27 protein-coding genes and 2 pseudogenes are annotated in these 26,925 nt (G+C 68.9%); 18 read left to right on the forward strand and 11 right to left on the reverse strand.

Features of this window, described 5'->3' with window-relative positions:
* Positions 1-22: 22 nt before the first annotated feature.
* From ACRAWB_RS01945 to ACRAWB_RS01955, 3 genes are all read right to left on the reverse strand, one after another.
* Complete coding sequence (locus tag ACRAWB_RS01945) at positions 23-229, reverse strand: hypothetical protein (protein WP_431351811.1); 207 nt, start codon at positions 227-229, stop codon at positions 23-25.
* A 434-nt stretch (positions 230-663) separates the two neighbouring features.
* A complete protein-coding gene (locus ACRAWB_RS01950; protein ID WP_431351812.1) occupies positions 664-978 on the reverse strand; it encodes a hypothetical protein in 315 nt (104 codons plus the stop codon).
* A gap of 8 nt (positions 979-986) precedes the next feature.
* Entirely contained in the window at positions 987-1,712 is a 726-nt protein-coding gene (locus ACRAWB_RS01955) for a hypothetical protein (RefSeq protein WP_431351813.1), read from the reverse strand.
* Between the two features lie 296 nt (positions 1,713-2,008).
* Between ACRAWB_RS01955 and ACRAWB_RS01960 the strand changes: the two genes are divergently transcribed.
* The 3 genes from ACRAWB_RS01960 (at position 2,009) to ACRAWB_RS01970 (ending at position 4,158) form a co-directional block, all read left to right on the forward strand.
* The gene (locus tag ACRAWB_RS01960; RefSeq protein ID WP_431351814.1) at positions 2,009-2,323 is read left to right on the forward strand and encodes a DUF5652 family protein; all 315 of its coding nucleotides are present in this window, start codon (positions 2,009-2,011) and stop codon (positions 2,321-2,323) included.
* 118 nt (positions 2,324-2,441) lie between these two features.
* Positions 2,442-3,299 carry an NADP-dependent oxidoreductase gene (locus ACRAWB_RS01965; RefSeq protein ID WP_431351815.1) on the forward strand — a complete coding sequence of 286 codons (858 nt, stop codon included), beginning with the start codon at positions 2,442-2,444 and terminating at the stop codon, positions 3,297-3,299.
* 37 nt (positions 3,300-3,336) lie between these two features.
* Complete coding sequence (locus ACRAWB_RS01970; protein ID WP_431351816.1) at positions 3,337-4,158, forward strand: MerR family transcriptional regulator; 822 nt, start codon at positions 3,337-3,339, stop codon at positions 4,156-4,158.
* 29 nt (positions 4,159-4,187) lie between these two features.
* On the opposite strand, the gene ACRAWB_RS01975 is transcribed toward ACRAWB_RS01970, so the two are convergent.
* Both ACRAWB_RS01975 and ACRAWB_RS01980 read right to left on the reverse strand, forming a co-directional pair.
* Positions 4,188-4,790 (reverse strand): GrpB family protein, encoded by a 603-nt coding sequence (locus ACRAWB_RS01975; RefSeq protein ID WP_431351817.1) that lies wholly within the window; start codon positions 4,788-4,790, stop codon positions 4,188-4,190.
* 42 nt (positions 4,791-4,832) lie between these two features.
* Positions 4,833-5,051 carry a hypothetical protein gene (locus ACRAWB_RS01980; protein WP_431351818.1) on the reverse strand — a complete coding sequence of 73 codons (219 nt, stop codon included), beginning with the start codon at positions 5,049-5,051 and terminating at the stop codon, positions 4,833-4,835.
* Between the two features lie 481 nt (positions 5,052-5,532).
* Between ACRAWB_RS01980 and ACRAWB_RS01985 the strand changes: the two genes are divergently transcribed.
* The gene (locus ACRAWB_RS01985; protein ID WP_431351819.1) at positions 5,533-6,222 is read left to right on the forward strand and encodes a response regulator transcription factor; all 690 of its coding nucleotides are present in this window, start codon (positions 5,533-5,535) and stop codon (positions 6,220-6,222) included.
* A gap of 106 nt (positions 6,223-6,328) precedes the next feature.
* On the opposite strand, the gene ACRAWB_RS01990 is transcribed toward ACRAWB_RS01985, so the two are convergent.
* From ACRAWB_RS01990 to ACRAWB_RS02005, 4 genes are all read right to left on the reverse strand, one after another.
* Positions 6,329-7,105: a hypothetical protein gene (locus ACRAWB_RS01990; protein WP_431351820.1), complete on the reverse strand. Its 777-nt coding sequence runs from the start codon at positions 7,103-7,105 to the stop codon at positions 6,329-6,331.
* A 149-nt stretch (positions 7,106-7,254) separates the two neighbouring features.
* Positions 7,255-7,872, reverse strand: coding sequence for an HAD-IA family hydrolase (locus ACRAWB_RS01995; RefSeq protein ID WP_431351821.1), 618 nt, complete (start codon positions 7,870-7,872; stop codon positions 7,255-7,257).
* 39 nt (positions 7,873-7,911) lie between these two features.
* The gene (locus tag ACRAWB_RS02000; protein ID WP_363807868.1) at positions 7,912-8,130 is read right to left on the reverse strand and encodes a hypothetical protein; all 219 of its coding nucleotides are present in this window, start codon (positions 8,128-8,130) and stop codon (positions 7,912-7,914) included.
* A 72-nt stretch (positions 8,131-8,202) separates the two neighbouring features.
* Entirely contained in the window at positions 8,203-9,510 is a 1,308-nt protein-coding gene (locus tag ACRAWB_RS02005) for a GmrSD restriction endonuclease domain-containing protein (protein WP_431351822.1), read from the reverse strand.
* 177 nt (positions 9,511-9,687) lie between these two features.
* On the opposite strand from ACRAWB_RS02005, the gene ACRAWB_RS02010 reads away from it, so the two are divergent.
* The 3 genes from ACRAWB_RS02010 to trxA are packed head-to-tail and all read left to right on the forward strand — an operon-like array spanning position 9,688 to position 12,421.
* Positions 9,688-10,281, forward strand: coding sequence for a PadR family transcriptional regulator (locus ACRAWB_RS02010; RefSeq protein WP_431351823.1), 594 nt, complete (start codon positions 9,688-9,690; stop codon positions 10,279-10,281).
* Positions 10,282-10,286: 5 nt separating this feature from the next.
* Entirely contained in the window at positions 10,287-12,002 is a 1,716-nt protein-coding gene (locus ACRAWB_RS02015) for an ABC1 kinase family protein (RefSeq protein ID WP_431351824.1), read from the forward strand.
* A complete protein-coding gene (gene trxA / locus ACRAWB_RS02020; RefSeq protein ID WP_431352693.1) occupies positions 11,999-12,421 on the forward strand; it encodes a thioredoxin in 423 nt (140 codons plus the stop codon). The genes ACRAWB_RS02015 and trxA overlap by 4 nt, the downstream gene beginning before the upstream one ends.
* Positions 12,422-12,513: 92 nt before the next feature.
* Here trxA and ACRAWB_RS02025 read toward each other — a convergent pair whose 3' ends face one another.
* On the reverse strand, positions 12,514-13,527 hold the full coding sequence (locus tag ACRAWB_RS02025; protein ID WP_431351825.1) for a LacI family DNA-binding transcriptional regulator: 1,014 nt from the start codon (positions 13,525-13,527) through the stop codon (positions 12,514-12,516).
* 208 nt (positions 13,528-13,735) lie between these two features.
* Here ACRAWB_RS02025 and ACRAWB_RS02030 point away from each other — a divergent pair, with 208 nt between their 5' ends.
* The 9 genes and pseudogenes from ACRAWB_RS02030 (at position 13,736) to ACRAWB_RS02070 (ending at position 25,193) form a co-directional block, all read left to right on the forward strand.
* Complete coding sequence (locus ACRAWB_RS02030) at positions 13,736-15,049, forward strand: ABC transporter substrate-binding protein (RefSeq protein WP_431351826.1); 1,314 nt, start codon at positions 13,736-13,738, stop codon at positions 15,047-15,049.
* Positions 15,050-15,145: 96 nt separating this feature from the next.
* Positions 15,146-16,093, forward strand: coding sequence for a carbohydrate ABC transporter permease (locus ACRAWB_RS02035; RefSeq protein ID WP_431351827.1), 948 nt, complete (start codon positions 15,146-15,148; stop codon positions 16,091-16,093).
* Positions 16,090-16,650 carry a carbohydrate ABC transporter permease gene (locus ACRAWB_RS02040; protein ID WP_431351828.1) on the forward strand — a complete coding sequence of 187 codons (561 nt, stop codon included), beginning with the start codon at positions 16,090-16,092 and terminating at the stop codon, positions 16,648-16,650. The genes ACRAWB_RS02035 and ACRAWB_RS02040 overlap by 4 nt, the downstream gene beginning before the upstream one ends.
* Positions 16,629-16,922 carry a hypothetical protein gene (locus tag ACRAWB_RS02045; protein WP_431351829.1) on the forward strand — a complete coding sequence of 98 codons (294 nt, stop codon included), beginning with the start codon at positions 16,629-16,631 and terminating at the stop codon, positions 16,920-16,922. Before ACRAWB_RS02040 ends, ACRAWB_RS02045 begins: the two co-directional genes overlap by 22 nt.
* Before the next feature lie 49 nt (positions 16,923-16,971).
* Positions 16,972-19,251, forward strand: a complete 2,280-nt coding sequence (locus ACRAWB_RS02050) for a family 78 glycoside hydrolase catalytic domain (protein ID WP_431351830.1) — start codon at positions 16,972-16,974, stop codon at positions 19,249-19,251.
* Between the two features lie 40 nt (positions 19,252-19,291).
* Entirely contained in the window at positions 19,292-20,455 is a 1,164-nt protein-coding gene (gene rhaI, locus ACRAWB_RS02055; protein WP_431351831.1) for an L-rhamnose isomerase, read from the forward strand.
* Between the two features lie 5 nt (positions 20,456-20,460).
* Positions 20,461-22,497 (forward strand): bifunctional aldolase/short-chain dehydrogenase, encoded by a 2,037-nt coding sequence (locus tag ACRAWB_RS02060; RefSeq protein WP_431351832.1) that lies wholly within the window; start codon positions 20,461-20,463, stop codon positions 22,495-22,497.
* 50 nt (positions 22,498-22,547) lie between these two features.
* Positions 22,548-23,666, forward strand: a pseudogene (locus tag ACRAWB_RS02065) (rhamnulokinase); the annotation flags it as partial.
* 268 nt (positions 23,667-23,934) lie between these two features.
* Positions 23,935-25,193 (forward strand): annotated as a pseudogene (locus ACRAWB_RS02070) (alpha-hydroxy acid oxidase).
* Positions 25,194-25,377: 184 nt separating this feature from the next.
* Here ACRAWB_RS02070 and ACRAWB_RS02075 read toward each other — a convergent pair.
* Complete coding sequence (locus tag ACRAWB_RS02075) at positions 25,378-25,671, reverse strand: hypothetical protein (protein ID WP_431351833.1); 294 nt, start codon at positions 25,669-25,671, stop codon at positions 25,378-25,380.
* Positions 25,672-25,775: 104 nt separating this feature from the next.
* Here ACRAWB_RS02075 and ACRAWB_RS02080 point away from each other — a divergent pair, with 104 nt between their 5' ends.
* Positions 25,776-26,267: a MarR family winged helix-turn-helix transcriptional regulator gene (locus tag ACRAWB_RS02080; protein WP_431351834.1), complete on the forward strand. Its 492-nt coding sequence runs from the start codon at positions 25,776-25,778 to the stop codon at positions 26,265-26,267.
* Positions 26,264-26,923 (forward strand): NADPH-dependent F420 reductase, encoded by a 660-nt coding sequence (locus ACRAWB_RS02085; protein ID WP_431351835.1) that lies wholly within the window; start codon positions 26,264-26,266, stop codon positions 26,921-26,923. Before ACRAWB_RS02080 ends, ACRAWB_RS02085 begins: the two co-directional genes overlap by 4 nt.
* Positions 26,924-26,925 lie beyond the last annotated feature (2 nt).

The raw sequence follows: 26,925 nt of genomic DNA on the forward strand, positions 1-26,925 counted from the left end.
CGAGAGTAGCGGCGCGAGGTTGCTAGCTCTGTTCCGAATCGGAGGGAGCTTCAGTGTTCGACGCCAGGCGTCGCGCGAATTCCCAGAACGATGCAGCGGGGATCCGGACATCGCCGCGATAGACCACGGCTCGCAACTCGCCGCGATTGATCGCAGCGTGTATCTCAACTTCGGAAATGCCAGCTTTCAGGGCTGCCGCTACCGGAAGGAAGTAGTCCGGGTCTTGCATGGCTGGACGCTAACACCACTCTCCGCCGCGGTGCACGCGAGGTTCGGTAAACGCGTCAGGCCGCCCCATCCTGTGCACCTACCTGTGTGCAAACTGCTGCCAACGTGACCCGACCAGACCCGATGCGGGGGACTTTCGGTGATTGAGAAATGGTGGAAACGGACGAAATTCCGCGGGTTTCCCGACTTCATCCACCTAGGCCCGACACGGGTGCTATGTCTGGGGGTCAAGGGGTCGCAGGTTCAAATCCTGTCAGCCCGACGTAACGAAAAGAGCCGGTGGGCATGAAGGTCGCAAAGCGACCACATGCCGACCGGCTTTTTCGTTACTCGCTGCTGTCTAGTGGGTGGGGCGCAGCCTGACAGAGATAAACCGCGGGTACAGAAGGGCGAACCCCTGAATGCATTCGCTCGGGGGTGCACTAGCTGCTGCGGCTACTCAACAGGTTCGGGGCCTCCATCGTCGTTGAGCGCGAACCGAAGGTACTCCTGATTGCCGAACGAGTTGATCGTTTCATCGAGATGGATCATGAACAGGCCGAAACTGCGCTCAGCGTCGGATGCCCCTCCCATCCATTCGAGCTCGGTTCTCGACGCCATCCGAGACACGCTTGCCGCCGTGACCTGTAGCGACACAATTCGGCCGTTTCGTGCTTTCACGAGAACGGTGTCGCTGGCTCGATCGATTTCCTGGACGGGGTCGCCCCAGTGCTCCAGGTACTCGTAGAACTGGTCAAGGCTGCTTCTCATTCATTCCCCTAACTGAAGTATTCGGTGATGATCCTGAAGTCGCCCTTACTCACGGAGACGTGGTTCGTGTACGTCTTGTAGAGACGGCCGCTCTTCCAAATCTGGATGGGCGTGTGATAAACGTACGTGCTGTTGCCCGCTTGGTATGCAGCTGACGACGGAACTCCGAGCGTCTGTCCCAGGCACCACTTGGCGTAGCTGTCCCACGATTTGCCCATCAGCGATGCGATACGCCCGTAGTCTCCGGCATGGCCCGACGTGATGTGCCGCCATCCCCACCCGGTCGGGCCCGCAACTCCACACCGCAGATCAGCGATGCCACGCGGGGCACCACCTTTTGCCGTCCGGTTGAAGCGCTGAAGGCTGCGGTTCTTGTCCTGACCCACACACCCCGACGTCTCCATCTTGATCCGGTTGCCAACACTCAGCCCCTTGCTCCCAAAGAGATCGACGGTCCCGAGAGTCTGGATCGGCGCAAGGCCGTCCGTCGTCTTGGTCTCGTTCGCCTCCGAGAGGGGGATAGCGACACCTGCTTTGGCGTACTGCTTCACGTATTCATCGATCGTTGCCACGGGCTGAAAGTCGGCGTTGTACACCTCGCCGCCGGCCACCACAGCAAAGCCCTGGAGGTCAGCATCGACCTTGCTTAAGTTTGCAGAACCCAGCTCTGGCGCCGCGGCACCGGTGAGGGTTGCACCGACAAGGCAGGCGGCAACCAGCGCGGTTGCAGACACTAAGACACGAGACTTCCGCATGGAGGTCCCCTTTCGTTCATGAACAGAACGAAGTGGACCCATGCCCGTCACCCGGCGAGCCGGAACGGTCCCAGTCCACTACCGGGCGGGCACGTTGCCCTCCACTGGTTAGGACGCAGGCCGCTAGCGACCATGACGCAGCGCTCGACGGTATGCATGCAAGACGGACCGGCCACAGCCATCCCCGCATGGCGCACCTCTGAGGGATTGGTGTGGTGGCGCCCGCTCAGATTGGACCCTTGTCGCCGTCCCCATCCCGGCGCTGCAATGGACGCATGAAAGACAAGACAACCCGCTTCCGGATGGCCGACATCCCGCCGTCCCGACGCGCCCTCTTCGTGGGCGTGATCGGGTGGAGCCTGGCGTGGAAAGGTGTGTCGCTCTGGCGTGCCGCCCGCAACGGCAGCGTGCCGTGGTTCGTCGCCCTGCTGCTGAGCAACACGATGGGCGCCCTCGACGCCGTGTACCTCTTCGCGGTGGACCGCCGCCGCCCCGGCCTCCGGCGCGACGAGGAGGCCATCCTCTCCGCCACCGGAGAGCCGGCACAGGGCGGCCACGGGGACGAGCCCCGAGGGCCGCTCGGTCCCTGAGGGCGAGATCGGGATGGATGACACGACGGAGATGACAGCGCTCCGAGCACACGAGCGGGGTGGCCCGGAGAAGCTGGTGGTCGAGAACGCCCCGCGCCCGCGCCCGGGGCGAGGAGAGGTGCTGGTCCGCGTCGAAGCCGCGGCCATCACCGCCCCCGAGCTGACCTGGGCCGAGACCTGGGAGTCCGACGGCGTGGACCGGACGCCCATCATCCCCTCTCACGAATTCGCCGGCACCGTCGCCGAGGTCGGTGACGGCGTCGAGGGCTTCGCGGCAGGGGACCCCGTGTTCGGGTTGGTTCCTTTCGATCGCGACGGTGCCGCGGCGGAGTTCGTGGCCGTCCCCGCCTCGTCCATGGGGCACCGCTCATCCTCGGTCGATCCCACGATCGCAGCGGCCGCAGTCCTCCCGGCGCTCACCGCTTGGGAGGCGCTTCACGATCGGGTGAAGCTCGCAGCGGGGCAGCGGCTCCTGGTACGCGGAGGTGCCGGGGCGGTCGGGTCGATGCTCACCCAGATCGGCCATGCGGCCGATGCCCACGTCACGGCCACGGTGTCTTCGGCTGACGACGTCGAGCGCGTGAGATCGCTGGGTGCCGATGAGGTGGTCGTCGTGCCCCGTGGCAGTGACCCCGAGGATCTGCGCGGTTTCGATGTCGTCGTCGACGCGGTCGGCGACCGGATTCCGCGATGGATGTACGCCGCGGCCGCGCCGCACGGAACGCTCATCTCGTTGCAGTTCCCGCCGGACGATGAGCTGGCATCCGAGTACGGGGTCAGCACGGTGTTCTTCGTCGTGTCGGCCGATGCACGGCGACTCGCGGAGTTGGACGACCTCCTGGCCAATCGCAGGCTGACAGCGGAGGTCGCCTCGCTGTTCCCGCTGGAGCGCGGCCGAGAAGCGTTCGAGACGGCCGGCACCCCCGGGCGTCGGCATGGGAAAGTACTTCTGCTGGTTCGAGCGGATCGCATTTGACCCTCACACTGTGTCATGGTCGATCGTGGCTTCCACCATGTACACCATCGGAGAATTCGCCGCCTTCGGGCGGGTGAGCGTGAGGATGCTGCGGCATTACGACGCCATCGGGCTGCTGGAGCCGGCGTGGGTCGACGAGCGGACCGGATACCGCCGGTACGCGCCCGACCAGCTGCGGCGGCTGCTGCGGATCGTCGAGCTGCGCCGGCTGGGTGTCGGTCTCGAGCGCATCGCCGCGGTCTTCACCGCCGACGACGAGGATGCCGCCCTGCGCGACACCCTCGAAGCCCGGCTGGCGGAGCTCGAGGCGTCGATCGCTGACGACACCGCCCGGCTCGCCCGCATCCGGCGACGTCTCCGGCTTCTGGAAGGAACAGAGACCATGTCTGAAGCAGTGCAGTACCGCTCCGTGGAGCCTGTCGTCGTCTACACGCTGACCGGCGTCGCGCCCGGGATGGGGCCCGAGAACGTATCACCTGTCGTCGGGCCGCTCATCGAACGGCTCGACCGGGTCCTCCTCGACGCCGGACGCGAGATCGTCGAACCGGGCATCTTCTGGTACGAGCCGGGGGAGGGCGAGGAGCTGATCGTCCACGTCTCGTACACCGCCGAATCCGAGCCGCGTCCGGGGCCCGGATACGAACTCGTCGAGCTCCCGGGGGTCCCGACCGCCGCGACCATCCTGCACCGCGGCGACATGGAGGGCATCGGCGACACGTGGTCCGCCCTCGTCGACCAGCTCACCGCCGACGGGTACCGGATGACCGGACCCAGCCGCGAGGTGTATCTCCACGCCGAGGGTCACATCCCGCAGCCCGACTGGGTCACCGAGCTCCAGGTGCCGGTCGAGCGCGGCTGAATCAGGCTCGTCAGGACTCCGGTGCCTCCTCAGGTACTGGGGTCCACCCACCCGCGCGCGCGGAACGCCCGCCCGTAGATCTCGCGGATCACGTCCTGCTTCAGCAGGTTGTACTCCCGCATGTCCCCGTCCGCCCCGTCGGCCGCCGGCGCCTTCGCCGCCGCATACCGCTCGCGCTCGTCCGGACGCTCGCGGAGCCAGTCGCGGAGGATCGCGTGCCGCACGAGCTCGGGGCTGTCGGGGGACCAGACGTGGAGGTTGACCGCCGGCTGCGAGCGCTGCAGGCAGCGGTGTCCGTGAAACGACGGCTCGCGTATGGTCAGCCGGTATCCGAGGCGTTCGAGCCCGGGCACGTATCGGTCCTCATCGCTGCTGGACGCGACCGTGAGGTCGATGTCGATGATGGGCTTCGCCGCGAAGCCGGGCACCGAGGTCGAGCCGACGTGGTCGAGTGCGAGGACGGCATCTCCGAGCGCCGCGCGGATCTCTTCGGCGAGCGTCCGGTACGTGTCCGCCCACGCCGGGTCGTAGTCGACGACCGCGATCTCCTCCGCCGCCGGCGGACCGTCGACCCACGGATCTTCGTCCGGATTGGGGCCCGAATGGCGCATGATCTGCTCCGGCGTCAGCATGGCGCCCAGCGTAGCGGTGCGTCGGGAGCGACAGCGCCGACCTCAGCCCCGGTGCCTCCGCCAGTACACGTACGTCGCCCACTCCACCGCGGCGAGCACCGCGCACAGGATGCCCAGCAGCACGTTCCACGCGCTGCCGCCGCCCACCGCGATCAGCAGGAAGAGGATGAAGAGCACGGTGTAGCCGATCCCCGTGATGAGCGCGCCCGTCTCCGTGCGGGCTGCCAGCCAGCGGGGACGCTTCGGCTCCTGATCCGTCATGCCTTCACTCTAGAGGCCGGTGCGCCGGCCTCGGCCGTATACGCAGATCTGCGAATGGCACCCCGTCCTCCCTGGCGCGCATCCTCAGTCCGGAGGGGTGGAATTGGGGTGCATCATGTCGGTCGCGGCGGTCGTTCTCTTGTCGTGTCTATGCCTCTCACCGTCGCCCGCGCCGCAGGAGTCGCCGGTCGCGTCTGACACCGTCGAGTTCTCGCCGGTGTGGGCGCAGCAGTCTGCGCAGTTGTGCCTGGCCCGCGCGCGAGCGTGGAGCCACCTCGGTCTGGGGTGCCCGCGCATCCCCTTCGACCCGTTCGAGAGCGTCGGCGCTCGACTGTTGCTGCTTCACGTGCGGTGAGGCGGGTGGCCCCCGCGGCCGACGCCGTTTCGAGGTCTGCCGCGTGATGGGACGGATGCTCTACCCTGTCGTCCGACGAACGGGAGCGGAGGCATGTACGCAGTCCGATCGGAGTGGATCGATGCCTTGGTCGCAGCGACCGAGCGGGGACCGATCACGCTCACCCGCATCGCGTCCCTCATCTCCCGGTCCATTCCCTGCGACCACGTCCTGTACGTCGAGCTGGATTTCGCCGCGGCCGACGTCGTGCTGACCGACCTCGTCAACGGACATCGCTTCACCAACACCGGCATCCTGGTCACCGAGTACGGCATGCACCCGCTGACCACCAGCTACCTCCTGGACCCGTCCGACCTGACTCCGCGGCGCGCCTCGGACGTGACCAGTCAGCGCGCGTGGGAGGCCACGGCCGCCTACGCGGAGGTGTTCCGCCCCGACCGCGGGCGGTTCCAGCTGAGCATGGTCACCTCCCTCCACGCCCCGGTGGTGGGACGCGGATGGACGCTCACCCGCTCCAGCACGGACTTCGACGACGACGACCTCGAGGTGGCGACCGAGCTGCTTCCCCTGCTCGCGGTGATCACCAACCGCGTCACGTTCCCCGGCGGCGTCGCGGCAGCACCTGCCGTGCTCACCGGCCGCGAACGCGCGATCGTGTCGGCGCTCGCCGAGGGCTGGACGTCCGGGCGGATCTCGTATGAGCTGTCGATCAGCGAAGGGACCGTGCGGAAGCATATCGAGCACGTCTACCGCAAGCTCGGGGTCACAAACCGGGTGCTCGCGGTACAGCGGGCGACGGAACTCGAGCTGCTGTGATCCGGCCTCGCGGCCCGCTGGGGGCTGCGGTGGCCGCACCGGACGCGAACGGCCCCGGCCCGCCGCCCATACGGGCGACGAGCCGGGGCCGCTGCATCCACCCGGGTCAGCGCCCGGAGGCGATTCCCTGCTGGGCCTGCTGCGCCAGCTGCTGGATGTCGCTGCCGTAGCCGCCGGCGAGGGCGGTCGCGGCGATCTTCTGCACGTCCGGGGTGCGCTCGGCCTCCGGGGCCTTCGCCAGGTCGCCGAGGTCGGTGCGGAGCGAGTCGGGCAGCTTCGCGGCGAGCTGCGCGTCGGCGGTCACATCGGCCGCGATGGTTGCGCCGGCGTCGCCGAGCTGCGGCGACGAGAGGTCGCCCGAGCGGAGGTCGCCGATCAGGCCCTTCAGTCCGGAGAGGCCCGAGAGGCCGGCGTGGTCGCCGCGCGCGTCCTTGAGGTGAGTGGCGAGGTCCTTGATGGCTGCGCCGTAGCCGCCGTCGAGGGCGGTCGCCACGATCTTCTTGGCGTCCGCGGTGCGGTCGGACGCCGGCGCCTTCGCGAGGGTCGTCACATCCTTCTGCAGCGCATCCGGCAGGAGGGCGAACAGCGGCTTGTCGGCGATCACGCGCTTCGCGAGCGCCTGGGCCTTCGCGCCGCTCAGGTGGCCGGCGAAGAGCTCGTGGCCGGCGTCCGTCGAGACGTGAGCCTGGGCCGTCGCCTGCGAGCCAGAGCCCGAGGCCGAGCCCGAGCCGGACGCGCCGCCGTCGACGGTGGTCGCGAACGCTCCCTGCGCGCCGACGCCCACCAGCGCGGTGGCCGCGAGGAGCGATGCCGCGCCCACGGCCGCACGCTTTGCGGTGAAGGCGCTGGTCTTCCGAACGGAGGTGTTCTTCGTGTAATCCATTGGATCCTTTCCGTGCCCGCGCTGCGGCCGACCGGTCTGCCGGCCGCTTCGGATCGCAGGCGTGGGCGACGTTACGGAACCCGTCTGGACCGTTCGTGCGGACACTCTGCGAGGTCACGCAGGGTGGTTGACCCGCCTCCGGACGGTTGTTATTGGAGGAATCGCCCGATGGCTTCGAGCGTGGTCGCGTTGTCCGAATGGAGGTGGGACCGAATCCCGACGGCCCGTGCGCCTTCGACGTTCTGGGGCACGTCGTCGATGAACAGGACGCTGCCCGGCGCCGCATCCATCCGGTCGAGCGCGACCTCGAACGCCGCCCGGCCGGGCTTCGTGGCGCCGATCTCGTGGCTGTAGCAGATCGGGTCGAACAGCTCGGAGAACCGGTAGCGGCGCTCCTCCTCTTCGCGCGCGCCGTCACCGGAGTTGGACAGGACGGCGAGGCCGACGGTGGCGCGCAGTCTCGCCAGCGAGGCGACGAGCTCCTGGTTCAGGACGCCGCAGTAGTCGTCCCAGAAATCCGCTCGCATGGACGCGAGCTGGTCCGGCGAGGCTCCGAGCGCCTGCCCGACGCGACTCCAGTAGAGCTCGGCGACACCTGTGCGACGCGTCGCGTCGGGAAGGTCGGCGACGGCCAGGCGCTCGGTGAACTCACCCTCCGTCATGCCCAGCACAGGAGCCCAGCGGGCGGCGAACGTACCCGGGCGGCCCCGGTCGTCCACCAGTTCAAGGACGCCGCCGATGTCGAGGAGCAGCCAGCGGTCCGTCATGCGCCCCACTCTACGGGCGCCCGTCGCGGCCTCCCCGTGTCAGCTCGCCTGCGCCCGCATCGCCTGCCACAGCGCCTGGCGGAGCTGGGCCTCGATGCGGCGGGCCTGCTCGCTGCTGACGCCCTCGTTGTCGCGGCGGCGCTCCGAACCGTGGCAGCGGTCGCCGTCGCGGGTGAAGTGGATGGCGATCCGACCGTCCGCGAGCACCGGCTGCTGCTCGTTGCAGTGCCCGCATTCGGTGAAGGAGAAGAATCCCATGCCACTCACGTTACGGGCGGCGTGTTTCCTCCCCGTTGCCGGTACGAGAAGTGTGGATGACGAGTATGCGCGTCACTCGCAGGCGACACCGTCGCCGTCGCGGTCCAGCTTGCGGGAGTAGCCGGGTTCGCCCGCGTGGATGGGCGCCGCACCGGCCGCGCGGGCGGCAGCGCAGTTCTCGTAGTACACATCCGGGGCCGGAGCAGGCGCGGGAGCGGGCGCGGGTGCGGGCGCAGGCGCGGGCGCAGGCGCGGGCGCAGGCGCGGGTGCCGGCGCGGGTGCGGGAGCAGGCGCGGGTGCGGGAGCAGGCGCGGGTGCGGGGGCAGGCGCCGGGGCAGGTGCGGGCGCTGGCGCCGACGCCGCGACCGGCGTGAACGCCGACGACTCCGCGGCCTGCGACGGGCATCCATCGAGGATGCGCGCCATCGCGTCGTGCTCTGCCCTCGTGACCCAGAGTCCGTAGGTGGCCTTCACCGAGATCTGCCGGGCGACGTACTCGCAGCGGAACGCCTTGTTGGCCGGCAGCCAGGTCGCCGCGTCTCCGGCGGACTTCTGCTGGTTCGCCGCACCGTCCACCGCGATGAGGTTGAGCGGATCGTTGGCGAGGCTGACCCGCTGTGCCTGCGTGAGCTTCTGGGCGCCCGTGATCCACGCGTTCTGGAGCGGGACGATGTGGTCGATCTGGACCAGCGCGGATGTCTTCTCGCCGCGGAGGAAGGGGATCGTCTTACCGGTGTAGCGGTCATCCAGTGTCCCGGAGAGGACTTTGCAGGGTCCTTGGCGTACGGCATTCTTCAGGTCGCGGTACAGGATGTCGTTGCGCGTGTCGCAGCCGTTGCGGTCCACATCCAGCCAGGCCGTCCCGAAGTCGGTGGTGCGCTGGTAGCCCGTGGCGGGCGACTTGCCCTTCACCGGGAGGGTGGCGAGCACATCGAGTGCTGTGGTGGAGGTGACGGCGTTGTCGACGAGAACGACGGTCGGGGCGCTGTCCGACGCAGTGACGGTGTCCGGATCCAGCGGCTCCGCCAGGGGCGTCGCCTCGACGGCGGTCGTGCTACGCGGGGTGGCGGACGCCGTGGCGGCCGCGCCGACGGAGTCCGCGCGCGACGCACCGGTCTGGGTGAACGATCCCAGGAGCAGGATGACGGCGGCTCCACCGGCGACCATCCCCGCGATGGGTCGAGAGGCCGGAAGAAGCAACCACCCGCGCCTGCGGGTCACGACGGTGTACATGCCCGCAACGACTCCGAGGAGACCGAGCACGACCAGGAAGGATCCGATGCCTTGGGAGAGCGCGGTGATCAGGACCACGATCGCGACGGAGAGGGTGATCCAGCTGGCCTTGGCGCCTGGTCGCGCCGGTTCGGTGTCGTTGCTCATCTTCATCTTCCTGTGAGTGCCTGGGACACCGTACTGACCGGGTCGGCGATCCATGAGCAGCCGGACCGCGTTGCGCGGTCAAAGCATGCTTTGCGAGGTCTATTCACAGGGTCGACCTCTTCCACTCCGCGCCTCAACGACATATCGTGAACTATCGCTGACGATAGGAGGCATCCCATGTCCACCTCATTCCCCTCCGGCGGGTTCGGCGCCCGCATGGATCCGGACGCCATGTGGCAGGCGTTCGAGCAGCTGCGGTCGACGTTCGAGAAGAAGGTCGGGTCGCGGATGGGACGCGGTGACGTCCGCGCCGCCGTCCTCAGCCTGCTCGCCGAGAAGCCGATGCACGGCTACCAGATCATCCGCGAGATCGAGGAGCGCAGCGGCGGCAGCTGGAAGCCGAGCGCCGGCTCCGTCTACCCGACACTGCAGCTGCTCGCCGACGAAGGGCTCATCACGGCGGAGGAGTCGAACGGCCGCAAGACGTATGCGCTGACCGAGGAGGGACGCGAGGTCGCGGCCAGCGAAGGCGCGACCCCGTGGGCCGACGGCACCGGCTCCGGCACCGGCACGAGCGGCGGCACGACGGGCACGGGCACGCCCGGCGCCGACCGCCGCGCCACCTCCGGACGCCTCCCCAGGGCCGGGGTCGAGCTCGCCCAGGCGGCCGCGCAGGTGCACCGCAGCGGCACCCCGGAGCAGATCCAGGAGGCGGCGACCGTGCTCGACGAGGCCCGTCGCCGGCTGTACGCGATCCTCGCCGAGGGCTGACGCGGGTGACGTCGGACCAGGCCGTCGCCCCCGCCTCACGGCCCGCGGCGACGCCGGCCACCCGCGCGCGCTACCGCCGCATCCTGCGCTTCGCCGGCTGGAACCTCGCCGTCACCTGGTGGTACGAGCTGTTCCTGCCGCGGATCGGGCTGGCGAGCGTCGCCGCCCGCACCCGCAGCAAGCGCATGCGGCGGTTCGCGCAGCGGTTCCATGCGCTCGCGGTCGACCTCGGCGGGCTGATGATCAAGGTCGGGCAGTTCATGTCCTCGCGCCTGGACGTGCTGCCTCCCGAGATCACCACCGAGCTGGAGGGGTTGCAGGACGAGGTCCCGGCCGTTCCGTTCCCGCAGATCCGGGCGCTCGCCGAGGCGGAGCTGGGCGTGCCGCTGGAAACCGCGTTCGCGTCCATCGACGAGGTGCCGGTCGCGGCGGCGTCACTGGGCCAGGCGCATCGCGCGGTTCTGACCGCCGAGACCGCCGAGCACACGGGGCTGAGCGCCGTCGTGTTGAAGGTCCAGCGGCCGGGCATCGACGCGATCGTGGACGTCGACCTCGCCGCCCTGCGCCGCGTCGGCCGCTGGCTCACCCACGTCCGCCTGGTGTCCGACCGGGTGGACGCGCCCGCGCTGGTCGAGGAGTTCGCGACCACCAGCCTGCAGGAGATCGACTACCTGCACGAGGGCGCCAACTCGGAGCGATTCGCGGAGGAGTTCGCCGGCGACCCGCGCGTCACCGTGCCCGCGATCGCCTGGGAGCGGACCACTCGCCGCGTTCTGACCCTGGAGGACGTCACCGCGATCAAGATCACCGACGCCGAGTCGCTGCGCGCGGCCGGCGTCGACCCGGCCGAGGTGGCGCCCGTGTTCGCCGAGGTGATGTTCGACCAGCTGTTCACCAACGGCTTCTTCCACGCCGACCCGCATCCCGGCAACATCTTCGTCACGCCCCACCCGGACGCGGCGGGGGAACGGCCTTGGCATCTCACGTTCGTCGACTTCGGGATGATGGGCGAGGTTCCGCCCGGCACCCGGAAGGGCCTTCGCAAGCTCCTGATCGCGGCGGCGTCGCGCGACGGCAAGGGGCTCGTGGACGCGATCCAGGATGTGGGAGTGCTGCTTCCGACGGCGGACACCGCCCAGCTCGAGCGCGCGATGACGCACCTGTTCGGACGGTTCGGCGGGATGGGGTTCGCGGAGCTGCGCGAGGTGGACCCGCGCGAGTTCCGCGAGTTCGCGGTCGAGTTCGGGGACGTGGTGCGGTCGCTGCCGTTTCAGCTGCCGGAGAACTTCCTGCTCATCATCCGCGCGATGTCCCTGACCTCGGGCGTGTGCAGCGCGCTCAACCCCACGTTCAACCTGTGGGACTCGGTCGAGCCGTACGCGCAGCAGCTGATCCGCGACGAGCGCGGCAACGTGGTCCAGGATGTGGCGCAGCAGGCCCTGGAGATCGCCGGGATCGCGTGGCGGCTCCCGAAGCGGCTGGACAGTCTCGTGACCCGGGTCGAGGAGGGCGACGTAGCCGTGAGCACTCCCCGCCTCGAGCAGCGGGTGGGACGCGTCGAGCGCGCGGTGCGGCGGCTCGCGGCCGCGGTCGTGTTCGGAGGAGTCGTGATCGCCGGCGCGATCGTGCACGCGACGGATGCCGTGCTCGGCACGGTGCTGCTGGTCGCGTCCCTCATCCCGCTGGCGTTCACCGTCTTCACAGGCCGGCGGGGGAGCTGAGGGGGAACAAAACCTGGTGGAGTAGCGTTTCACACATCATGGCAACCACCGAGATCACCTCGACCAACCACGACCAGACCGTCTCCGACGGCATCGTGCTGCTCGACTTCTGGGCCGACTGGTGCGGCCCGTGTCACATGTTCGCGCCCGTTTTCGAGAAGGCGTCCGAGCAGCACACCGATGTCACCTTCGGCAAGATCGACACAGAGGCCCAGCAGGAGCTCGCGGCGTCGTACGGCATCCAGTCCATTCCGACCCTCGTCGCCTACCGCGACGGCATCCCCCTGTTCTCGCAGGCCGGCGCGCTGCCGGGCGAGGCGGTGGAAGACCTCATCTCCCAGATCCGCGCCCTCGACATGACCGAGGTGCGCAAGCAGTACGAGGAGCTGAAGGCCAAGGCGGAGCAGCAGCAGAGCTGACCCGCGGACTTTCCGTTCAAGGCGCGGCATCCGTCACTCGACGGGTGCCGCGCCTTTTTCGTTTTCGGGGCGAGGCGCGTCAGGTGCCTCCGTCAGGTGTCGGCGCTGCTGCTCGCGCGGACGACGAGTTCCGGCTGGTACAGGATGTGGCGGGGCGGCAGTTCGGGGTCCTCTGCCTCTTCGAGGAGGATGCCGACGCCTGTCCGGCCGATGAGGCCGCTCGGCTGGCGGATGGACGTGAGCGGCACGACCGAGGCGCTGGCGAACTGGATGTCGTCGTAGCCGACCAGCGCGATCTCCTCGGGGATCGCCAGGCGGCCGTTGATGAACAGCGACTGGAGCAGCCCGATGGCGAGCAGGTCGTTCGCGGCGAAGACCGCGTCCGGGCGGTCGGCGGCCGGGCGGGCGACGATCGCGGCTCCGGCCGCGCGCCCCTCCTGGACCGTGAGGGCGGCGACGTCGACCACTTCCAAGCTGACACCCCGATGCGTGTCGACCTCCTGCCGCGCCCCCGCGAGGCGGTCGCGCACCTGTCTGATCTCCATGGGACCGCCGACGAAGGCCAGACGACGGCGACCTGTCTCGATGAGATGGGCGGCCGCGAGAGCGCCGCCGGCGACGTCGTCGACCGAGACGGAACTGAACGAGCTGTCGCTGCTGACGGTGTCGACGAGGACGGCCGAGATACCGCGCTCCCGCATGCGCCGCAGCCGCGCCGCGGGATCTCCGACGGGGGAGAGCAGCACGCCACGCACCCGAAGCTCCTCGAACAGGCTGAGGTAGCCGGTCTCGCGCTCCTTCAGATCGTTGCTGTTGCCGACGATGACCGAGAAGCCCGCCTCGGCGGCGGCGTCCTCGGCGGCGGTGGCCATGTCGGTGAAGAACGGGTTGCCCCCGCTGAGGGTGATGAGCCCGAGCGCCTGGCTGTGACCGAGGCGGAGCTGCCGCGCGGCCTCGTTCCGCACGTAGGAGAGCTTCTCCATCGCCTGTGTGACGCGCTCCACGGTCTCGGGGGCGACGAGCTCCGGCCGGTTGAGGACGTTGGAGACGGTGCCCACGGACACCCGCGCAAGGGCTGCGACATCCTTCACGCTCGCCGACGCCATGTCGCCCCCTTCCTCCTCGAAGTGTACGGGACGCGGCTATTGAATCGACGCAACCCGAAGCCCCGGTGTCGGCGCAGTCTATCCACTCGCCAGTGGCCCCCGCAATGAAAATCGTGCCGATTGAATCGTTATGAAGTTTTCCTTGACGTCCTGCACGACGTGCCTTTATGGTTCGATGAAGCGTTTCAAAATACAAGGAGGTATTTGGATGTTCACTCGGAGGACGGCGACTCGGGTCGCCGCCATTCTCGGCGGAGCCGCCCTCGTGGGCGCAGCGCTCGCCGGCTGCTCCAGCGGCGGATCCGGTGGAGACACCACCATCTCGCTCCTCGCGGGAGGCAACGACCCCGTCAACACGAAGTTCGCGAAGGACCTCGCCACGGCGTTCCACAAGGCCAACCCGAAGATCACCGTCAAGGTCGAGACACGTCCCGGCGGCACCGACGGCGACAATCTCATCAAGACGCGCCTGTCCACGGGCGAGATGAACGACGTCTTCCTCTATAACTCCGGCTCCCTGTTCCAGGCGCTGCGGCCGGACTCCCAGCTGCAGCCGCTCACGGACGAGGCCTGGGTGAAGACGCTCACCAGCGACTTCAAGAAGACGGTCAGCACGGACAAGGGCCTTTACGGGGCTCCGTGGGGCACCAGCTTCGACGGTGGCATCCTCTACAACAAGAAGGTCTACGAGAAGCTCGGCCTCAGCGTCCCCACCACGTGGGACGAGTTCATCAGCAACAGCGAGAAGATCAAGGCCGCGGGAATCGCGCCGATCATCCAGTCGTACGGCGACACCTGGACCAGCCAGCTCCTCGTTCTCGCCGACTTCGCGAACGTGAGCGCGAAGGACCCGGAATGGGCCTCCGACTACACCGCGAACAAGTCCAGCGCGAAGTACACCAAGGAGCCGGCGCTCGCCGGGTTCACCCACACCCAGGAGATCTTCGACAAGGGCCTGCTCAACAAAGACTACGCGTCCCTCACCAACGTCAATGCCCTGAAGATGCTCGCCACCGGCGACGGTGCGCAGTACCCCATGCTCTCCGCGGTGATCGGCAACGTCGTCCAGTCCAACCCGGATCAAGTGAACGACATCGGGTTCTTCGCCGTCCCGGCCGAGTCGGGCGACACGCATGCCACCGTCTGGGAGCCCAACGGGGCGTACATCCCGAAGACGACCACCGGTGACAAGCTGACCGCCGCGAAGAAGCTCATCGCGTTCATCAACTCGCCCGCCGGCTGCGACCTCCAGAACAAGGTCGGCACGCCGGGCGGCCCATTCGCCACCAGCGCCTGCACCGTCTCGTCCGACGCCCCCGCCCTCGTCCAGGACGTCCTGAAGTACCAGGAGGACAAGAAGACCGGCCTCGCGCTCGAGTTCCTGTCGCCCATCAAGGGCCCGAACCTGGAGAAGATCCTAATCCAGGTCGGATCGGGAATCTCGACCGCGCAGGAAGGCGCGGCCCTGTATGACCAGGATGTGAAGGCACAGGCCCAGCAGCTGGGCATCAAGGGCTGGTGAGCCGTCGTCCGGGCCGGCATCCCCCAGCCGGCCCGGACGACCACCCGAGCCCTGCGCACACAGACGGCGAACAGAAGACTCGACGAGGAGCAGACAATGTCGACGGCCACCCCGGCGACCGCGATGCAAGCGGCCGACATCATCACCGAGGGCAGAAGTCCCGGTGCCACGAAACCGCGCGGATCGCGCATCAAGTCGGCATACCCGACCTGGTTCTTCATCCCGGCGCTGGTGCTCTACGTCGTGTTCTTCGCGCTCCCGACGTTCTCGTCGTTCTACTTCTCGCTGACGCGGTGGTCGCTGTTCGACTCGCAGTTCATCGGCTTCGCGAACTACGTGCAGTTCTTCCAGGACCCGCAGCTCTACACGAGCTTCATCCACACCTTCATCTACGCGTTCCTGACGTCGGCCGCGAAGGTGGTCATCGGCTTCCTGTTGGCGTTGCTGCTGACCGGCCCTGTCGTGGGCCGCGGCTACCTGCGGGCGATCGTGTTCTTCCCGGTGCTGCTGTCGACGATCGGCGTCGGCATCCTCTGGAAGTCCCTGCTCGATCCCTTCCATGGGATGGTGAACGCGGTGCTCGGGTTCTTCGGACTGCCGCAGCCGGGCTGGTTCACCGACCCGAACCTCGCGCTCTACACGATCGCCGGAGTCGACATCTGGAAGGGCGTCGGCATCGCCACCCTGATCTTCATGGCAGGCATCGTCGCCATCCCGAACGAGTACTTCGAGGCGGCGCGGATGGACGGCGCCTCCGGGTGGCGCATCCTGCGCGACATCACGATCCCGCTGAGCAAGGGCGCGACCGCGACGGTCATCATCCTGTCGCTGATCGGCGGCCTGCGCTCCTTCGACATCATCTGGGCCACCACCGGAGGCGGACCCGGCTTCACCAGCGACGTGCTCGCCTCGGTGATCTACAAGCAGTACCAGGCCGGGTTCTACGGTCTCTCGACCGCCGGCAACGTCATCCTCTTCCTCGTCGTGACGGTGATCATGGTGCCGCTCTCGTACTTCCTCAACAGAAAGCAGGTGGAGCTGTGAAGCAGGCGCGCATCCGCTCCTGGAGCGTCGGCGTCCTCGCCATCCTGGTCTCCGTCGTCGTGTTCCTCGTGCCGCTGGCCTTCGTGGTGCTGCAGGCGTCGAAGACACCGGACGACGCGTCCACCCTCGCCTTCACCTGGCCGAAGGAGTGGGCCTTCTTCCCGAACCTGATCGCCGTGCTCGAGAGCAACGACGGGCTGATCTGGCGGGCGTTCCTCAACTCGTTCGTGCTGACCGTCGGGTCCGTCGTGCTGATGGTGATCATCTCGGCGATGGCCGGCTACATCCTGGCCCGCAAGCGCAGCAAGTGGGGCCCGGTCGTGAACTTCTTCGTGCTGGCCGGCCTGATCGTGCCGCCCGCCGTCGTGCCCACCATCTGGGTGCTCCAGGGCACCGGGCTCTACAAGACGATGCCGGGCATGATCCTCATCGAGACCACCTTCGGACTCTCGTTCTGCATCCTGCTGTTCCGGGCGTTCTTCGGCACCGTGCCGAGGAGCTCGACGAGGCCGCGATCCTGGACGGCGCCGGCCGGGTGCGCCTGTTCTTCCAGGTGATCCTGCCGCTGCTCCGGCCGGTTATCGTCACCGTGATCGTGGTGCAGTCGGTGTTCGTCTTCAACGACTTCCAGGGCCCGCTGTACTTCCTGCCCGGGTCGGACAATGCCACCGTCCAGACGACGCTCTACACCTTCTCGGGCCAGAACCTGAGCTTCTACAACCTCCTGTTCATGGACATCCTGCTCATCACCATCCCGCCTCTGCTGGCCTACATCTTCTTCAACCGGCAGATCATCGCGGGCATCACGAGCGGAGCGGTGAAGGGCTGACATGACCACGCACGACCACGAGACCACGACGACACACGAAAACGGAGAGATGACGCAGATGACCTGGCACGCCCACATGATCGCCCCCGCCCACGAGCTCGACTCGGCGCCGCACCTGCGCCGCGAGTTCCGCCTCGAGGAGGGTCACGGCGCTGTGACCCGGGCGACCCTCCACCTGACCGCGCACGGCATCGTCGAGGCGTGGCTCAACGGACGGCCGGTGTCCGAAGACCTCTTCACGCCCGGATGGAGCGCCTACGAGTGGCGCCTGCGATATGCGACCTACGACGTCACAGCACTGATCGAGAAGACGACGGTGCTCGGCATCGCGCTCGGCAAGGGCTGGTTCGGCGGCCGGCTCGGCTGGACGGGCGGCGCGGCCTGGTACGGCGACCAGCTCGGCGCGTTCGCCCAGCTGGAGCTGGAGTTCGCCGACGGCACCACCCGACTCGTCGTCACCGACGAGGAGTGGTCGAGCGGGCCGAGCGAGATCCTTGCGAACGACCTGTACGACGGCGAGACGATCGACGCGCGGCGGCGCGACGACGCCTGGAAGCGTCCCGGGTTCGCCGGCGACAGCTGGGCCGGCGTGAAGGCGGTGGAGTTCGACACCGCACAGCTGACCCCGTATGTCGGACCCGCGGTCACCCGCTGGGCCGCGCTGCCGGTGCAGGAGATCACCACCTCCCCGTCAGGGAAGACGCTCGTCGACTTCGGCCAGAACCTCGTCGGCTGGGTGAAGGTCCGCGTCGAGGGCCCTGCCGGCACCGAGATCGTGATCCGTCACGCCGAGGTGCTGGAGCACGGGGAGTTGGGTGTGCGCCCGCTCCGCACCGCGCAGGCCACCGACCGCTACATCCTGAGCGGGGGAGTCGACGAGTTCGAGCCCACCTTCACCTTCCACGGCTTCCGCTACGCGGAGGTCTCCGGATGGCCGGGTGAGCTGAAGCCGGAGGACCTGACCGCGGTCGCGATCGGCTCGGAGTTGACCCGCATCGGCGAGTTCCACACCTCCGACCCGCTGCTGAACCAGTTCCACGAGAACGTGGTGTGGGGGATGCGCGGCAACTTCGTCGACGTGCCCACCGACTGCCCGCAGCGAGACGAGCGCCTGGGCTGGACCGGGGACATCGCCGCCTTCGCTCCGACCGCCGCCTTCCTCTACGACGTCGACGCGTTCCTCTCGGACTGGCTGATCGACCTCGACCTGGAGCAGCAGCACAACGACGGCATCGTCGGGTTCGTCATCCCGGACGTGCTCAAGTACATGCCGTTCCCCGAGGCCTTCGGCAAGCCCGACACGACCGCGATCTGGAGCGACGCAGCGGTCTGGGTGCCGTGGGACCTGTACCAGGCGTATGGCGATACCGCGGTGCTCGCGCGCCAGTTCGACTCCATGACGAGCCACGTGCGGCGGGTGAAGTCGCTGCTGTCGCCGGCGGGCGTCTGGGACGGCAGCTTCCAGTTCGGCGACTGGCTCGACCCGGACGCCCCGCCGGAGGACCCGGCGAAGGCGAAGGCCGACACGGGCGTCGTCGCGACTGCGTGCGCGTACTGGTCGGCGAAGATCGTCGCCGACACCGCGGGCATCCTCGGGCGAGCCGAGGAGCAGGCGGAGTTCGCGGCGCACGCGGAGGCGCTGCGGGAGGCCTTCAACCGGGAGTACGTCGACGCCGGCATCGTGAAGAGCGACTGCACGACGGTCTACGCCCTGGCGATCGTGTTCGGCCTGCTGTCCGAGGCCGACGAGGCGGTGGCGGGCGAGCGCCTGGCGGAGCTCGCCGCCGAGGCGGGCTACCGCATCTCGACCGGGTTCGCCGGCACTCCCTTCATCGCCGACGCGCTCACCCAGACCGGCCACACGGACGTCGCCTACCGGCTGCTGCTCGAGAAGGAGTGCCCGTCCTGGCTGTACCCGGTGACCATGGGCGCGACGACGGTGTGGGAGCGCTGGGACTCGATGCTGCCCGACGGCACCATCAACCCGGGCGAGATGACCAGCTTCAACCACTACGCCCTCGGCGCGGTGGCCGACTGGATGCACCGGGTCGTCGGCGGTCTGGCCCCGCTGGAGCCGGGCTACGCCCGCGTGCTCGTCGCGCCGCAGCCCGGCGGCGGACTCACCGAGGCCGCGACCTCGCTGGAGACCCCGCACGGCCGCGTGTCCGTGAGCTGGCGCGTCGCGGACGGCTCGTTCACGGTCGAGGCGGAGCTGCCGGAGGGCGTCGAGGGCGTTCTGCGGCTGCCCGACGGCGGCGAGCGGCCGATCGGCGCGGGGCGGGTCTCCGCCTCTGCCGACCTCCCGGACTCCGTGCCCGCCGGCCGCTGACGTACGCCCACCGATCCACCGCTGTCGAGAAAGCGAAACCATGACTCTCACCGACGACATCCGCGACCGGCTGGCGCAGCAGGCGATCGAGCTGCCGAGCTGGGCGTTCGGGAACTCGGGCACCCGGTTCCGGGTGTTCGGCACGCCGGGCACCGCGCGCGATCCGTTCGAGAAGATCTCGGATGCGGCGCAGGTTCACAAGAACACCGGTCTCGCGCCGACCGTGGCGCTGCACATCCCGTGGGACAGCGTCGACTCCTACGCCGACCTCAAGAAGCACGCCGAGGACAACGGCGTTCAGCTGGGCACGATCAATTCGAACACCTTCCAGGACGACGACTACAAGTTCGGGTCGATCACACACCACGACGACCGCATCCGCCAGAAGGCGATCGACCACCACTTCGAGTGCATCGACGTGATGAACGAGACCGGCTCGCGCGACCTGAAGATTTGGCTCGCCGACGGCACCAACTACCCGGGCCAGGATTCGATGCGCGCCCGGCAGGACCGGCTCGCCGACAGCCTCCAGAAGATCTACGAGCGGATCGGCGAGGGCCAGCGGCTGGTGCTGGAGTACAAGTTCTTCGAGCCGGCGTTCTACCACACGGATGTTCCGGACTGGGGGACGAGCTACGTCCAGACCGCGGCGCTCGGCGACCGCGCGTTCGTCTGCCTCGACACCGGCCACCACGCGCCGGGCACGAACATCGAGTTCATCGTGATGCAGCTCCTGCGCCTCGGGAAGCTCGGGTCGTTCGACTTCAACAGCCGCTTCTACGCCGACGACGACCTGATCGTCGGCGCCGCGGACCCGTTCCAGCTGTTCCGGATCATCTTCGAGGTCATCCAGGGCGGCGGCTACGGCAACCCCGAGGTCGCCTTCATGCTCGACCAGTGCCACAACCTGGAGGCGAAGATCCCGGGCCAGATCCGCTCGGTGCTCAATGTGCAGGAGGCGACCGCGAAGGCGCTGCTGGTGGATGTGGAGGCGCTGGACGCCGCCCAGCGCGCGAACGACGTGCTCGCCGCCAACACCGTGTTCATGGATGCGTTCAACACCGATGTGCGCGCCGACCTGGCCGCCTGGCGCGAGTCGCGCGGGCTGCCGGCGGACCCGATGGCCGCGTACAAGGCGTCGGGGTACCAGGAGAAGATCGAGGCCGAGCGCGTGGGCGGCACCCAGGCCGGATGGGGAGCGTGACCCGCATGACGAACGAGACCGTCGCAGCCCTGATCGCCCGCTCCAACCGCCTCGGGTCTGACCCGAAGAACACCAACTACGCCGGCGGCAACACCTCCGCGAAGGGCACCGAGACCGACCCCGTGACGGGCGAGCCCGTCGAGCTGCTGTGGGTGAAGGGCTCCGGGGGAGACCTGGGCACGCTCACCGAGCAAGGGCTCGCCGTGCTGCGCCTGGACCGGCTCCGTGCGCTGCAGAACGTGTATCCCGGGGTCGAGCGCGAGGATGAGATGGTCGCCGCGTTCGACTACACGCTCCACGGCAAGGGCGGTGCGGCGCCGTCGATCGACACGGCCATGCACGGCCTGGTGGATGCGGCGCACGTCGACCACCTGCACCCGGACTCGGGCATCGCGATCGCGACGGCGGCGGATGGCGAGCGGCTGACGGCCGAGGTGTTCGGCGGCCGCGTCGTGTGGGTGCCGTGGCGACGTCCCGGGTTCCAGCTCGGCCTCGACATCGCGGCGATCAAGGCCGCGAACCCGGAGGCGATCGGCACCATCCTGGGCGGGCATGGGATCACGGCTTGGGGGGACACGAGCGAGGAGGCGGAGGCCAACTCGCTGTGGATCATCCAGACCGCCGCCGACTACATCGCCGCCAACGGCCGTCCCGAGCCGTTCGGGGCGCGCATCGCGGCGAACGAGCCGCTGGAGCCGGCGGAGCGCCGGGCGAAGGCGGCGGCGCTCGCGCCGACCCTTCGTGGGCTGGCGTCGACGGATAAGCCGCAGGTCGGCTCGTTCACCGACGCGGATGTCGTGCTCGACTTCCTCGCTTCGGAGGAGCACGCACGCCTCGGCGCGCTGGGCACCTCGTGCCCGGACCACTTCCTGCGCACCAAGGTGAAGCCGCTGATCCTCGACCTGCCGGCCGACGCGTCCATCGAGGATTCGATCGCCCGGCTGAAGGAGCTGCACGAGCAGTACCGGGCCGAGTACACCGCTTATTACGAGAAGTACGCGACACCGGACTCGCCCGCGATGCGCGGCGCGGACCCGGCGATCGTGCTCATCCCGGGCGTCGGGATGTTCTCCTACGGGGCGAACAAGCAGACCGCGCGGGTGGCGGGCGAGTTCTACATCAACGCGATCAACGTCATGCGCGGCGCCGAGGCGATCTCCTCGTACGCGCCGATCGACGAGTCGGAGAAGTTCCGGATCGAGTACTGGGCGCTGGAGGAGGCCAAGCTGGCGCGCCTCCCGAAGCCCAAGTCCCACGCCGGCCGTATCGCGCTGGTCACCGGTGCGGCGTCCGGGATCGGCAAGGCGATCGCGACCCGGCTCGCTGCTGAGGGCGCGTGCGTCGTCATCGCCGACCTCGACCTGGCGAAGGCGCAGGAGGCGGCGGCGGAGCTGGGCGGCATGGATGTGGCGATCGGGGTGGCGGCGAACGTCACCAGCGAGTCCGACATCCAGAAGGGCATCCAGGAGGCGCTTCTGCAGTTCGGCGGACTCGACCTGATCGTCAACAACGCCGGACTGTCGATCTCCAAGCCGCTGCTCGAGACCACCGAAGCCGACTGGTACCTGCAGCACGACGTCATGGCCAAGGGCTCGTTCCTGGTGTCCAAGGCGGCGGCGAAGGTCCTCATCGAGCAGGGCCTCGGCGGCGACATCGTCTACATCTCGTCCAAGAACTCCGTCTTCGCCGGCCCGAACAACATCGCCTACTCGGCCACCAAGGCCGACCAGGCGCACCAGGTGCGGCTGCTCGCGGCCGAGCTCGGCGACTACGGCGTGAAGGTCAACGGCATCAACCCTGACGGCGTCGTCCGCGGCTCGGGCATCTTCGCCGGCGGCTGGGGCGCCAAGCGCGCCGCGGTCTACGGGGTGCCGGAGGAGGAGCTGGGGAAGTACTACGCCCAGCGGACGCTGCTCAAGCGCGAGGTTCTGCCGGAGAATGTGGCCAACGCGGTGGCCGTGCTGACCTCCGCGGACCTGGACCACACCACGGGCCTGCACATCCCGGTCGACGCCGGAGTGGCCGCGGCCTTCCTGCGATGAGCACCGGTACCGTCGCCGCGGTCGACCTGGGCGCGACCAGCGGCCGGGTCATGCACGCCCGCGTCGGGGCGGACACGCTCGAGCTGACGGAGGCGGCACGCTTCCCCAACACGCCCGTGCGGGTGTGGGAGGGGGACCGCGCGGCCCTGCACTGGGACGTGACCGGGCTGTACGCGAGCGTGCTCGACGGGCTCGCGTCGGTCGCCCGGTCGGACCCCGCGTTGCGCAGCATCGGCGTGGACGCGTGGGCCGTCGACTACGGGCTGCTGCGCGACGGCCGGCTTCTGGGTGAGCCGTATCACTATCGCGACGAGCGCACCGAGCGGGGCGTCGCACTGGCGCACGCAGCGGTGGATCCGGCTGAGCTCTACCGCCAGGGCGGGCTGCAGTTCCTCCCGTTCAACTCGCTGTACCAGCTGGCCGTGGATGCGGCCGACGGGACTCTTGCATCGTCCGACGGCTTCCTGCTCATCCCGGACCTGCTGACGTACTGGCTCACCGGTGCCCGGCAGGCGGAGCGGACCAACGCGTCCACGACGGGGCTCCTCACCGCGGACGGCGACTGGAACGACGCGCTCGTCGAACGGCTCGGCCTCCCGCGCGGAGCGTTCGCCCCGCTCGTGGACGCCGGTACCGCGGTCGGCGGGATGCTTCCGTCGCTCGCCGCCGACCTCCCGTTCGCGGGTTCCGGCCCGGTCGTCACCGCGGTCGGCTCGCACGACACCGCCTCGGCCGTGGTCGCGGTGCCGATGGATGCGTCCCGCGCCGCGTACATCTCGTGCGGCACGTGGGGCCTGGTCGGCGTGGAGCTGCCGCACCGCGTCGTCACCGAGGAGGGGCGCGCGGCGAACTTCACCAACGAGGGCGGCGTCGACGGCCGCATCCGCTACCTCCACAACGTCATGGGCCTGTGGCTGCTGAGCGAGTCCATTCGCGAGTGGCAGCGTCGCGGTCTGCACGTCGAACTGCCGGGCTTGCTGGCGGAGGCCGCTGAGTTGCCACGCCCGGCGGAGGTGTTCGACGCCGACGACCCCCGTTTCCTCGCACCCGGCGACATGCCGTCCCGCATCGCCGCATGGTTCGAGGAGCGCGGACTGCGCGCCCCCGTATCACCGGCCGGGATGGTGCGCGTGATCGTCGAGAGCCTTGCGGCCGCAATCGCAGAGACCGCCCATCGCGCGGCGGAGCTCTCCCGTGTGCCGGTGGAGACCATCCACATCGTCGGCGGGGAGCGCGCAACGCGCTGCTCTGCCAGGCGACCGCCGACCGCAGCGGCTTGCCCGTGCTCGCCGGGCCCGTGGAGGCCACCGCGATCGGAAACGTCCTGGTGCAGGCGCGCGCAGCGGGCCTCCTCACCGGCGACCTGGAGACGCTGCGCGCCCTGGTCGCCCGCACCGCCCACATCGTCCGCTACGACCCCCGTTAGGATCCATTCGCATGGTCGACCGTCAATTCCCGAAGCCCGTCGAACTCTTGGAACTGATGCAGTTCAAGAAGCCGGAGCTGAATCTGAAAAAGCGGCGGTTGGAGTCGGCGCTGACGATCGAGGATCTGGCGCGGATCGCTCGCCGTCGGACTCCGCGGGCCGCGTTCGACTACACGGAAGGGGCTGCGGAGGGGAGCTGTCACTGGCGCGGGCGCGGCAGGCGTTTCAGGATGTGGAGTTCCACCCGTCGATCCTGCGGGATGTGTCGACGGTGGATACGTCGTGTGAGATCTGGGGTGGGCGGTCGGCGTTGCCGTTCGGGATCGCGCCGACCGGGTTCACGAGGTTGATGCAGACCGAAGGGGAGACCGCGGGGGCTGGTGCGGCGGGGGCTGCGGGGATTCCGTTCACCCTGTCCACGCTCGGGACGACGTCGATCGAGGGGGTGAAGGCGGCGAACCCAACGGGGCGGAACTGGTTCCAGCTGTATGTGATGCGGCACAAGGAAATCTCGTACGGGCTGGTGGAGCGGGCGGCCGCTGCCGGGTTCGACACCCTGTTCTTCACGGTCGACACCCCGGTCGCCGGGGCGCGGTTGCGGGATAAGAGGAACGGGTTCTCCATCCCACCCCAGTTGACGTTGGGCACCATTGTGAATGCGATCCCGCGGCCGTGGTGGTGGTACGACTTCCTGACCACCCCAAAACTGGAGTTCGCGTCCCTGTCGGCCACCGGTGGGACCGTCGGTGACCTGCTGAACGCGGCGATGGACCCGTCGATCGACTACGACGACCTCGCCGAGATCCGCGCGCTGTGGCCGGGGAAGCTCGTCATCAAGGGCGTGCAGAACGTAGAGGACGCGAAGAAGCTCACCGACTTCGGTGTGGACGGGATCGTGCTGTCCAACCATGGCGGCCGACAGCTGGACCGGGCACCGATCCCGTTCCACCTCCTCCCCGAGGTGGTGCGGGAGGTCGGGCAGCACACCGAGGTGGCGATCGACACCGGCATCATGAACGGCGCCGACATCATCGCCGCCTACGCGTTGGGCGCGAAGTTCACGTTGATCGGGCGCGCGTACCTCTACGGCCTCATGGCCGGCGGCCGCGAAGGCGTCGACCGCACCATCCAGATCCTCACCGACCAGCTCATGCGCACCATGAAACTCCTCCAAGTCCGCACCCTCGCCGAACTCGGCCCCCACCACGTCACCCAACTCACCCGGCTGCAGCCCCTCCGCCGCACCACCCCTGAGCACACCGACGCCTAACGATTCGTGACGAATGCACCGTATTCGCCACGAGTAGCGACCATTCGTCACGAATCGCGCTGGAGCGGGGCGAGGGGGCGAAGCGCGAGAGCGCCCCAGTGGGTGGGTGATTCGTGCCGAATGAGCGGTATTCGTGACGAATAGCGCACATTGGGCACGAATCAAGCGCGGAGGGGAGGTGCGCTCACCGCGGCGTGTACTCGTACACGACGGCCGACCAGTGGCCCTCGAGCTCGTCCCAGGACTCGGGGCCGTGGTAGGCCAGCGCGTACTGCACGTTGAGGATCGGGCCGAGCACGTTCAGCACGTCCGGGTCGAAGGGCGTCCCGGGCGGGAAGCCCAGGCCGAAGCTGTGGATGATGCTGTCGTCCGCCGCGCGCAGCCAGACGCCCCAGCCCTGGCTGACCGGCATCGCGACGACCCGGAACACGGTGGCGGGGTCGTAGTCGGCGGGGAGCGCGTCCGGCAGTTCGGTCATGGATGCAACCGTACAAGCCCGCGCGCACGCAGGGAACAAACGGCGGCGTCCCTCGGTTGATTGACATGTCAGCTACTTTCGCTGACGGACAGGACCGAGCCACTATGACACCGACCGCCGCCCCCGAGCGCCTGACCGACCGCGAGCTCGCCGTCTGGCGATCGCTGCTCGACACCACGGACCAGCTGCGCCGCCTGCTGTCCGCCGACTTGCAGCGCGTCGAGCTGTCGCCCGGCGACTACGCCGTGCTGCTCGGCCTCACCGAGGCGCCCTACCGCACCCTGCGGTCGTCCGAGGTCGCGGACGCGATCGGCTGGGAGCGCAGCCGTGTCTCGCACCAGCTGGGCCGGATGGAGCGGCGCGGTCTGATCCGCCGCACCGACTGCCCCGGTGACAACCGCGGCGCGCTCGTCCTGCTCACCGACGACGGGTTCCAGGCCATCAGGCAGGCATCCGGGCCGCACCTGCGGGCCGTCAAGCGGCTCTTCGCCGACGCGCTGGAGCCGCAGCAGCTCGACGCCCTCGCCGACGTGCTCGGCAGCATCCGCACGCACCTCGACGCCGCAGAAGACGCCACGGAAGGAGACCGCTCATGACCGCCATCACCCGACCGCGCGTCGCCATCCTCGGCGTCGGACACGTCGGCTCGGCGCTCGCGCGCATCCTGCTCGACGCCGGGTACGAGGTGGATGTCGCCGCCTCGGGCGACCCGCAGCGCATCCAGCTGATCGCCTCCGTCGTCATGCCGGGCGCCCGCCCGCGCTGGGCCGCGGAGGCCGTCGCCGACGCGGACGTGGTCATCCTCGCCATCCCGTTGCACCGGTTCGCGGGGCTCGACCGTTCGATGCTGGACGGGAAGATCGTCGTCGACTCCATGAACTACTGGGCGCCGACGGACGGCGTTCAGCCGTTGTTCGAGGACGGCGAGCTGACCAGCAGCGAGATCGTCCAGCGCGAGCTCACCGCCGCCCGGATCGTGAAGACCTTCAACCACATCGGCTACCACGAGATGGAGGAGGACCGCCGGCCCGCAGGCGACCCCGACCGCCGCGCGCTCGGCGTGGCATCGGACGACCCGGACGCCGCCGCGGTCGTCGCCTCCCTCATCGAGGACGCCGGCTACGACACGGTGCTCGCCGAGAGCCTGCGCGACGGCGTCGCGTTCGAGCCCGGCGGTCCCGTCTTCGGCGCGCGGCTCGACGCCGCCGCCTTCCGCGCCGCCGTCGCGGGCGAACTCGAGACGGCCGCCTGAAT

Source organism: Leifsonia poae, from assembly GCF_050632865.1.
In the GTDB taxonomy this organism is placed as follows: domain Bacteria; phylum Actinomycetota; class Actinomycetes; order Actinomycetales; family Microbacteriaceae; genus Leifsonia; species Leifsonia poae_B.

Excerpts from the sequence above, each read along its gene's own strand:
- ACRAWB_RS02030 (WP_431351826.1), top strand. The coding sequence starts at position 13,736 with ATGTTCACTCGGAGGACGGCGACTCGGGTCGCCGCCATTCTCGGCGGA.
- ACRAWB_RS02025 (WP_431351825.1), bottom strand. The coding sequence starts at position 13,527 with ATGGCGTCGGCGAGCGTGAAGGATGTCGCAGCCCTTGCGCGGGTGTCC.
- ACRAWB_RS02035 (WP_431351827.1), top strand. The coding sequence starts at position 15,146 with ATGTCGACGGCCACCCCGGCGACCGCGATGCAAGCGGCCGACATCATC.
- ACRAWB_RS02075 (WP_431351833.1), bottom strand. The coding sequence starts at position 25,671 with ATGACCGAACTGCCGGACGCGCTCCCCGCCGACTACGACCCCGCCACC.
- ACRAWB_RS01970 (WP_431351816.1), top strand. The coding sequence starts at position 3,337 with ATGTACACCATCGGAGAATTCGCCGCCTTCGGGCGGGTGAGCGTGAGG.
- ACRAWB_RS01975 (WP_431351817.1), bottom strand. The coding sequence starts at position 4,790 with ATGCTGACGCCGGAGCAGATCATGCGCCATTCGGGCCCCAATCCGGAC.
- ACRAWB_RS02080 (WP_431351834.1), top strand. The coding sequence starts at position 25,776 with ATGACACCGACCGCCGCCCCCGAGCGCCTGACCGACCGCGAGCTCGCC.
- ACRAWB_RS01945 (WP_431351811.1), bottom strand. The coding sequence starts at position 229 with ATGCAAGACCCGGACTACTTCCTTCCGGTAGCGGCAGCCCTGAAAGCT.
- ACRAWB_RS01960 (WP_431351814.1), top strand. The coding sequence starts at position 2,009 with ATGAAAGACAAGACAACCCGCTTCCGGATGGCCGACATCCCGCCGTCC.
- rhaI (WP_431351831.1), top strand. The coding sequence starts at position 19,292 with ATGACTCTCACCGACGACATCCGCGACCGGCTGGCGCAGCAGGCGATC.
- ACRAWB_RS02050 (WP_431351830.1), top strand. The coding sequence starts at position 16,972 with ATGACGCAGATGACCTGGCACGCCCACATGATCGCCCCCGCCCACGAG.
- ACRAWB_RS01980 (WP_431351818.1), bottom strand. The coding sequence starts at position 5,051 with ATGACGGATCAGGAGCCGAAGCGTCCCCGCTGGCTGGCAGCCCGCACG.
- ACRAWB_RS02060 (WP_431351832.1), top strand. The coding sequence starts at position 20,461 with ATGACGAACGAGACCGTCGCAGCCCTGATCGCCCGCTCCAACCGCCTC.
- ACRAWB_RS01990 (WP_431351820.1), bottom strand. The coding sequence starts at position 7,105 with ATGGATTACACGAAGAACACCTCCGTTCGGAAGACCAGCGCCTTCACC.
- ACRAWB_RS02010 (WP_431351823.1), top strand. The coding sequence starts at position 9,688 with ATGTCCACCTCATTCCCCTCCGGCGGGTTCGGCGCCCGCATGGATCCG.
- ACRAWB_RS01950 (WP_431351812.1), bottom strand. The coding sequence starts at position 978 with ATGAGAAGCAGCCTTGACCAGTTCTACGAGTACCTGGAGCACTGGGGC.
- ACRAWB_RS02000 (WP_363807868.1), bottom strand. The coding sequence starts at position 8,130 with ATGGGATTCTTCTCCTTCACCGAATGCGGGCACTGCAACGAGCAGCAG.
- ACRAWB_RS01995 (WP_431351821.1), bottom strand. The coding sequence starts at position 7,872 with ATGACGGACCGCTGGCTGCTCCTCGACATCGGCGGCGTCCTTGAACTG.
- ACRAWB_RS02085 (WP_431351835.1), top strand. The coding sequence starts at position 26,264 with ATGACCGCCATCACCCGACCGCGCGTCGCCATCCTCGGCGTCGGACAC.
- ACRAWB_RS02005 (WP_431351822.1), bottom strand. The coding sequence starts at position 9,510 with ATGAGCAACGACACCGAACCGGCGCGACCAGGCGCCAAGGCCAGCTGG.